Raw genomic sequence first — 7,459 nt, forward strand, 5'->3', positions numbered from 1 at the left:
GGGCGCGTACTGGTAGACACCCGGCGCGACGGCGGGGAGGGCCCTCACCGGGGCACGCGTGTTGAGTGGGACGGGTGCCAGGGCCCGGCCACCGCTGCGCGAACGCGGTGTGAACCCGAACTCGTCGGCGTACGGGCGCCAGCCGAGCGTTCCGTCGCGCCGGAGGGTGCGCACCTGCGGCACCTCGTCGCCGGCGCCGGGGACCGGGATACCGGCGCACACGGCGATCCGCTGGTCCAGCAGGTCGGCGAGGGCCTGTCCGAGCGGTTCCCCGTCGGGTACGGCCACCGGGCCGTAGGGGATGAACCGCACCCGTCGCCGGACGTCGGGGGCAAGGGTGTGCCAGAACGCGGCGATCTCCTCCATCGGCAGGGCGGACGTCCCCGGGCTGCCGATGGCCACCCCGAGCACGTCAGGGTGCGCGGCCAGCAGGTCCACCAGCCGCTGCCGGTGGACGGGGGCCGCCGCGTCCTCCCAGGTGCCCCGGATCCACACCCCGCCGGGCAGCGGCTCGACCATGCCGCCCGCCCCGGTCGGCCGCGGCTGGTCGGGGACGGAGAACTCCCACTGCGGCCTGGGAAAGCGCCGGGCCTCCGGCACCGACGGCAGGTTGGGCCGGTAGCGCAGCCAGCCCAGGCCGCGGTGGGCGGGGACGAACAGCGCGCCGCCCGCCGCGGGGAGCACTGCGCCGTCCGGGGCGAGCACGATGCGCTCCAGCCGGTCGGCGAGCCACTGCGCGGCGCGTTTGACGTCCTCCCGGGTGCCACGGGCGGGGACCAGCCGGAAGCTGTGGCCCCTGCGGTCCAGTGTCCGCGCGACGTTCTCCCACACCGTGTCCTGCGGGCTCGCGGGCAGGTCGAGGACGACCAGCGTGTGCTGGGGGTCGGTGGCCAGGCGCTGTGTGAACGTCAGAGCCCGGCTGTCGACGAAACCGCGGGGGTGGACCAGCAGCGCGTTGCCGACATCCCTGGACTCCAGCGCGGGGCCGCCGCCGCGCAGGGCCGCGCGGGCCAGCTTCGCGGACAGCCGTTGCCCGAACTCCGCGCGCAGGGTGGGACGTTCCCCGGACGGACGGGCCATCTCAGTTCGCCCCCGGGACGGCCTGGGCGGCCTGAGCCCGGCTCAGCCGCGGGCCGTTGGTGATCTGGTCCAGCGTGGACTGCGGCAGGACGCGCGGTTGGACACTGCCGAATCCGAGCGCCTGCGCGGACTGGCCGGCGAGCTGGTACTTCAGGCCCTGGTCGGTGATCAGGTACGGGTCGGGCGTGTTGGGGTCCGACGGGCTCTTCGGTGGGGTGGCCAGCACCGCATGCTCCGGCGGGACGAGGACCGCCGAACCCGCGGCCGCGGCCCTCCCGGTCTCCCGCACCACGGACGTGCTCAGCCGGGAGCCGTGCACCGACTGCAGCAGACACAGCGCCGCGCCGCCGTCGGCGGTGCCGTCGGTGCCGTCCAGCAGGTCGGGGATGCGGTGCAGGAGGGAGTGGTCGGCGGACGCCTGGACGGCGGCGATGTCCGCGGGACTGACCTGCCGCGGCCGGCTCCCGCCCGGTGCCGCGGCGATCAGCGCCGCCTCTGTGGCGGTGAGCGGGGCCATGCCGTCGCTCTTGAGGACGTAGTAATGGACGTCGCCGCTGACGGCTGTACGGAACACCTGTCCGGTCTGCGCTGCGCCGCCCGCCACGGTCCGCGATCCGGTACCGGCGCCGGGGATCGCGGCGGGGGCGATGGCCGTCCCGGTGGGCAGGGCGTCCAGCCAGGCGGAAGGAGCCTTGACGGGCTCCTTGGTGTCGAGGCCGATGGCAATGAGCGCGCTCCGGCCGCTGATGGGGTACTTGGTGCCCTGCCACAGCACGTACGGGGTGCCGTCGGGACCGGACATCAGGACGCGGGCGTTGCCCGGCATCGGCCGGGCGGAGCGCGCGTCGAAGTCCAGCACCTCACCGGGCCCGGAGCCGGGGTGCAGGCAGTCCGTCCACGCGCCGGTCAGCAGCGCCGAGGGCTGCGCGATGTCGTCGGGGGCGCCGGGGATGCCGAGGGGCGTGCCACGGGGCACGTCCGCCAGGTGGGCCCGGGATACGTCCTGCACGCTGGGGGTGCCGCCGAGGGCCAGCAGTGCGGAGGAGTAGTTCGCCGTGGGGTGCAGCTGCCCGTTCACGTAGATGTAGCGGGTACCGGTCTCCTTCTCCACTATCAGGGCGCCGGTCCGCTCCCAGGAGTGCGTGTTGACCGGCTTGAGCAGTCCGTAGACGACGGCCACGATGACCAGCAGGGCGGCGATCATGACGCCGAAGGCGGCGCCGAGCCCGGACCGGCGCATCGGGGCCTCACCGGTTCCGGGATCACCGGAGACCAGTGCCGAGGCCAGTCGGCCGGTGGCGAACTGATAGGCGTGCAGATGGTCGCGTCGGCTTTGCACTGCTGTCCTCTCCTCAGCTGACCAGGACGCGGAAGTACGCGTAGGCGTGCAGCAGTTGCAGCAGCAGCGGCAGCAGGACCAGCGCGGTCAGCAGTTCCAGGATGTCGGCGGTGTGGCCCCACACAGGCAGCAGCCGGGCGGTGGGCAGCCGCCACGCGCCGACCAGCAGCAGCACGGCCGCTACCAGCAGGCCGAGCAGCAGTGCGCACCGGGCCGCGTCGGACGATGCCGACGCCGACCACGACAGCACCACGGTGAGCAGACCCAACGCTCCGCAGAAGGCCGCCGGGATCCGCTGCCAGGTCGCGCGCAGGCTCTTCGAGCGCAGCAACAACGCGCCGGCGAAGACCAGCGGGAACAACCAGTCGATCCAGCCGCGGTCACCGACCAGCAGGACGAACGCGGTGGAGCACAACAGCCCCGTGGAGACGCTGATCACCGTGAGGGCGGCGTCGGCGGTCGCGGCGCGCCGCGTCACCAGGTGCCCCGGCAGGGGATCGATATCCTCCTGGAGTTCCTCGGCGTTGCGCGGCAGTTGCGGGACGCGGAGGCGGGCGAGCCGCAGCGACGCCCTCGGTGCGAGGTGGCCGAAGAGGAAGAAGACGACCGCCACCGTGCTGGTGCTGCGGGCGGCGTCCCAGCCGGACATGACGGCCAGACTTCCTGTGACGGCCGCCAGTGCCGCGGTGAGCAGCGTGGTGCCGGTCACCGCCAGCGGAAGCCTCGGGATCGGCAGCAGGGCGGCGGACATCACAACCGCGGCACCCGCTCCCAGCACGACGTCGGGCTGCCGGGGAGACAACAGGCCCGCGGTGCCGTGCACGGCGGTCAGCCCGGTCAGCCCGGCGAACACACACGCGCCGAGCCCGGTGATCACCCCCGTCGCGCGGTCGGCGGGGCGCCGCTGATCCAGGGCGCAGCCGGCGCCGAGGACAACAGCGCTGACGCCGTACAGCACCGGCACCAAAGGCCCGTGCGCGGCCCAGGGAACGGCCGCGGCGAGGACCGCCAGCACGAAGCAGGCGAGGGCCAGGAAAAGCCTGCGGGTCAGCTCGGGACGCCAGCGGTCGAGCTGCGAGCCGACGGCGCGCGCGACGCCGTCGGAGACGTCGTCGAACTCCAGCTCCGGCATCGGGTCGTCGGCGGCGCGCAGATACAGCACGTCGCCGTGGCGCAGGCCCGCGCTCTGCGGCGTGGCGTCCATCCCCAGCGGTGCCTCGCCGAGACGCTGCAGTACCCAGGTGCCGGCCGGGCGGGCCGGATCGGTGGGGATATGCCGCATCAGCACCGGCAGCAGGGCGGAGACACGGGTGGTGACGGGTACGGCCAGGTCGGCGCGGCCGGCCGGTCCGGCGATGGTCAGGCGGCACACCTCGGTGCTCGCCGCCCCGGGGATGCGGGGAGCGGATAGTGGGGTTGTCATAGTGCTCCTGGAGGGCGTGGAGTGCGGCGCCTTGGGCGAGTGTCCGGTGCGGCCTTCACGGTCCGGCGTATCCGACCTGCATCAGCCGCACACCACGCCGGGTGACGAGTTGCGCGCGGCCCGGTGGCAGGGTCCGCGGCCTGGCCTCACCGATGAACTTGCCTTCCTCCTTGGGGTAGGAGTGCAGCAACGCCGGGCTGCCCAGTTCCCAGATGCGGCGCAGGACCGGATCCATCATGGCGCGGGAGGCACCGGAGGTGGAGCGGGAGATCACCATGTGCATACCGATGTTCACCGAGTGGGCCAGCATCGGTGCCAGGGCGTTGAGCGGGGAGCCCGAGCCGGGGCCGGCGGAGTACAGGTCGTAGTCGTCGATGAGGACGAAAAGCCTGGGCCCGGTCCACCAGTCACGTCGCGGAAGGCGTTCCGGCGCGATGTCGGGGCCGGGAACACGCTTGCCGACCGACACCGCGGCGCTGCCTGCGAGCCGGCCGAGCGCCTCGCCGTCCACCGCGAAGCCGACGCGGTATTCCTCCGGCACATCTCCCAGCAGGTCCCGGCGGGTGTCGGCGAGGAGGATGCGGGCCTGCTCGGGCGGGTAGCGGCGCGTGATGGCGTTGATCGCCAGGCGCAGCACGTTGGTCTTGCCGGTCTCGCTGTCGCCGAACACCATCAGGTGCGGGGTGGCCTGGAAGTCGTGCCACACCGGCGCGAGCCGCTGCTCGTCCCAGCCGATGCAGACCCGCAGGTCGCCGTCGGGGGCCGGCAGTTTGTCGAGAGGCAGCTTGGCGGGCAGCAGGCGCACCCCTGGGGCCGGGCGGCCGGTCCAGAAGGTGTCGATCTCGGCGACGGCGGCCTTGGTCGCGGCGGTGAGGTTGTCGGTCCCCGACGAGCTGTCCAGCCGTGGCAGGGCGCACAGGAAGTGGTTGGCGGACTTGGTCAGGCCGCGGCCCGGCTGCTGGGGGACGCTCGCGGCGAGCTTCGAGCCGATCTCGGACTCCACGCTGTCGCCGAGCCGTAGTTCGAACTTGGTGCCGAACAGGTCACGGGTCCGGGGCCGGATCTCCGACCAGCGCACCGCGGACGCGACCACGTGCAGTCCGAAGGACAGGCCTCGGGCGGCCAGATCGGCGATGCGCGCCTCGAGTTCCTCGAAGTCCTGCTTGAGCGTGGACCAGTTGTCGACGACGAGGAACACGTCACCGTACGGGTCGTCGATCTCGCCGCGATGGCGCAGCTCGCGGTAGGCGGTCATGGACTCGAGGCCGAAACTGGTGAAGCGCTGCTCGCGTACCTCGAGCAACTGGGTGAGCTCCTCGATGGTCCGCTGCACCCGGTCGCGTTCCATACGGGTGGCGATGGAGCCGACGTGGGGCAGTCCCGCGGTGGACTGCAGACCGCCGCCGCCGAAGTCCAGGCAGTAGAACTGCACCTCCACGGGGGTGTGGGTGAGGGCGAGGGAGAGCATCAGGGTGCGCAGCATGGTGGACTTGCCGGTCTGCGGCGCCCCGGCGATCGCCATGTGGCCGTCGGCGCCCGACAGGTCGGCGACCAGCAGCTCCCGTAGCTGCTCGAAGGGCCGGTCGACCATGCCCAGCGGCACCCGCAGTCCACCGAGCGCGGGGTAGTCGTTCGCGCTCATGCCGCGCTGGGCGTCCGGGACGATGCCGGGCAGCATCTGGTCGAGGCTGGGTGAGGAGTCCAGCGGCGGCAGCCAGACCTGGCGGGCCGGCGGACCGGCCCCTTCCAACCGGCCGATCAGTACTTCGAGCAGGCTTTCCTCGTCGTCGGGGGCGGGCCCGACAGGACGGGGCTCCGGCTCCTGTGCGAGGGGTTCCCCGGCGGCCTGAAGGGCGTCCGGCGAGCGGGGTGCACGCTGCTCCATGCTGAAGGCGACCACCTCGTCGGCGCCCTGCACCAGCTCGGCGGGGGAAGCGGCGGTGACGGACACCGGGCAGGGGCCGGAGACGTAGGCGGCCTTGAAGCGGGCCAGGTTGGTGGTGTCGACCTTCAGGTAGCCGTTGCCGGGCGCCGAGGGAAGCTCGTAGGCGCTGCCCACGCCGATGACGCTGCGGGATTCCATGGAAGAGAACGTGCGCAACGCGATCCGGTACGACAGGTGGCCCTCGACGCGGTGGATACGCCCTTCGTCCAGACGCTGCGAGGCGAGCAACAGGTGCACACCGAGGGAGCGGCCCAGGCGTCCGATGCTGACGAACAGCTCGACGAACTCGGGCTTGTTCGCCAGAAGTTCGGAGAACTCGTCGACCACGATCACCAGCGACGGCAGCGGGGTGAGCGCGGCACCGCCGAGCCTGGCCTTCTCGTACTCGAACAGCGACGAGTAGCCGCTCTCCCGCAGCAGTTCCTGACGGCGCATCATCTCGCCGTTCAGCGAGTCGCGCATCCGGTCGACCAGGTGCAGCTCGTCGGCCAGGTTGGTGATCACCGCGGAGGTGTGCGGCAGGCGGTCCATCTCCAGGAAGGTGGCACCGCCCTTGAAGTCCACCAGCACGAAGTTCAGCACGTCCGACGAGTGGGTCGCCGCCAGGCCGATGACCAGGGTGCGCACCAGCTCGCTCTTGCCGGAGCCGGTCGCGCCGATCAGCAGCCCGTGCGGTCCCATGCCGGCCTGCGCGGACTCCTTGAGGTCGAGCTCCAGTACCTCGTTGTCCTCGGTGATGCCGATGGGCACCCGCAGCCGGGCGCTCTGCGGGGCACGTGTCCGCCACAGGGCGGCCACGTCGAAGGAACGCGGATCGCGGATGCCCAGCAGCGCGCTGAGGTCGAAGTCGGTCTCCAGGGGCTGTTCGATGAAGTCGACACCGCCGCTGGTGCGCATGGGGGCGAGGACGCGCGCCAGGGCCTCGGCTTCCGAGGGGGTGAGCGCGTCGGCCTCCGCGGTCACCACGGTCTCGCCCGCCGGGTACTCCACCTGGCCGTCCCGCACGTTCAGCCGCAACACCTGCGGTCCGCCCGTCATCGCGCCGGTGGCGTCGAGCAGCACCACGTTGCGAAGACCCGCGCCGAGCAGCCGGGAGGTATCCGGGATGTGCACCCGGTACGCCAGCACCACCACGAACGGCTCCCCCGCCCGCGGTGTGGCATCGGGCTCGTGGTCGGGGCGGTCGGTCATCTCGGGGCCGAGCAGGTCCAGCAGCGCGTCGTGGTCGTCGGCCACAAGCCGCAGCGGTCCCGCGGCATCCTCCTCGTGGGGGTGGGCGTTGTGCGGCAGCCACTTCAGCCAGTCCCACTCGGTACGGCCCCCCGCGTCGGTGAGCAGCGCGATGCGCAGTTCGTCTGGCGAGTGCAGCACCGCCAACTGGCCGATCATGGCTCGCAGCAGACCGAGCGCCGCCACCCCGTCACCGGCGAACTCCACGCTGGTGAACCGGCGCAGCGGGACCGGCAGCGGAAGGTGCCCGACCGACTGGTACGCCTTGGTGAAACGGCGCAGCGAGATCGCGGACAGCGGTTCGAGGTCCTCCACCGGCTTGGTCTCCGGCGGTACGAGCACCAGGTTGGCGCGGCGCGTGCCCAGGCCGACACGCACCGCCGCAGCCGCACCTTCTGCCCCGCGACGGTGGTGTGCACGACCATCCGCACCGTCTGATCGG

At 72.4% G+C, this 7,459-nt stretch carries 3 protein-coding genes and 1 pseudogene; all 4 read right to left on the reverse strand.

The annotated features are described in order from the left end of the window. Positions 1 to 1,080 (reverse strand): annotated as a pseudogene (locus ABZ646_RS35305) (hypothetical protein); the annotation flags it as partial. Position 1,081: 1 nt separating this feature from the next. Continuing rightward, positions 1,082 to 2,419 carry a type VII secretion protein EccB gene (gene eccB / locus ABZ646_RS35310; protein ID WP_360528295.1) on the reverse strand — a complete coding sequence of 446 codons (1,338 nt, stop codon included), beginning with the start codon at positions 2,417 to 2,419 and terminating at the stop codon, positions 1,082 to 1,084. A 13-nt stretch (positions 2,420 to 2,432) separates the two neighbouring features. Continuing rightward, positions 2,433 to 3,842, reverse strand: coding sequence for a type VII secretion integral membrane protein EccD (eccD, locus tag ABZ646_RS35315; protein ID WP_360528298.1), 1,410 nt, complete (start codon positions 3,840 to 3,842; stop codon positions 2,433 to 2,435). A gap of 55 nt (positions 3,843 to 3,897) precedes the next feature. Beyond that, a partial coding sequence (gene eccCb / locus ABZ646_RS35320; RefSeq protein ID WP_360528301.1) for a type VII secretion protein EccCb occupies positions 3,898 to 7,459 on the reverse strand: 3,562 nt, incomplete at its 5' end.

Origin of the sequence: Streptomyces sp. NPDC007162 (genome assembly GCF_040634175.1) — a bacterium.
Lineage (GTDB): Bacteria > Actinomycetota > Actinomycetes > Streptomycetales > Streptomycetaceae > Streptomyces.

What these genes read in the sequence shown, in the direction of transcription:
- eccD (WP_360528298.1), bottom strand. Translation starts at nt 3,842, where the DNA reads ATGACAACCCCACTATCCGCTCCCCGCATCCCCGGGGCGGCGAGCACC.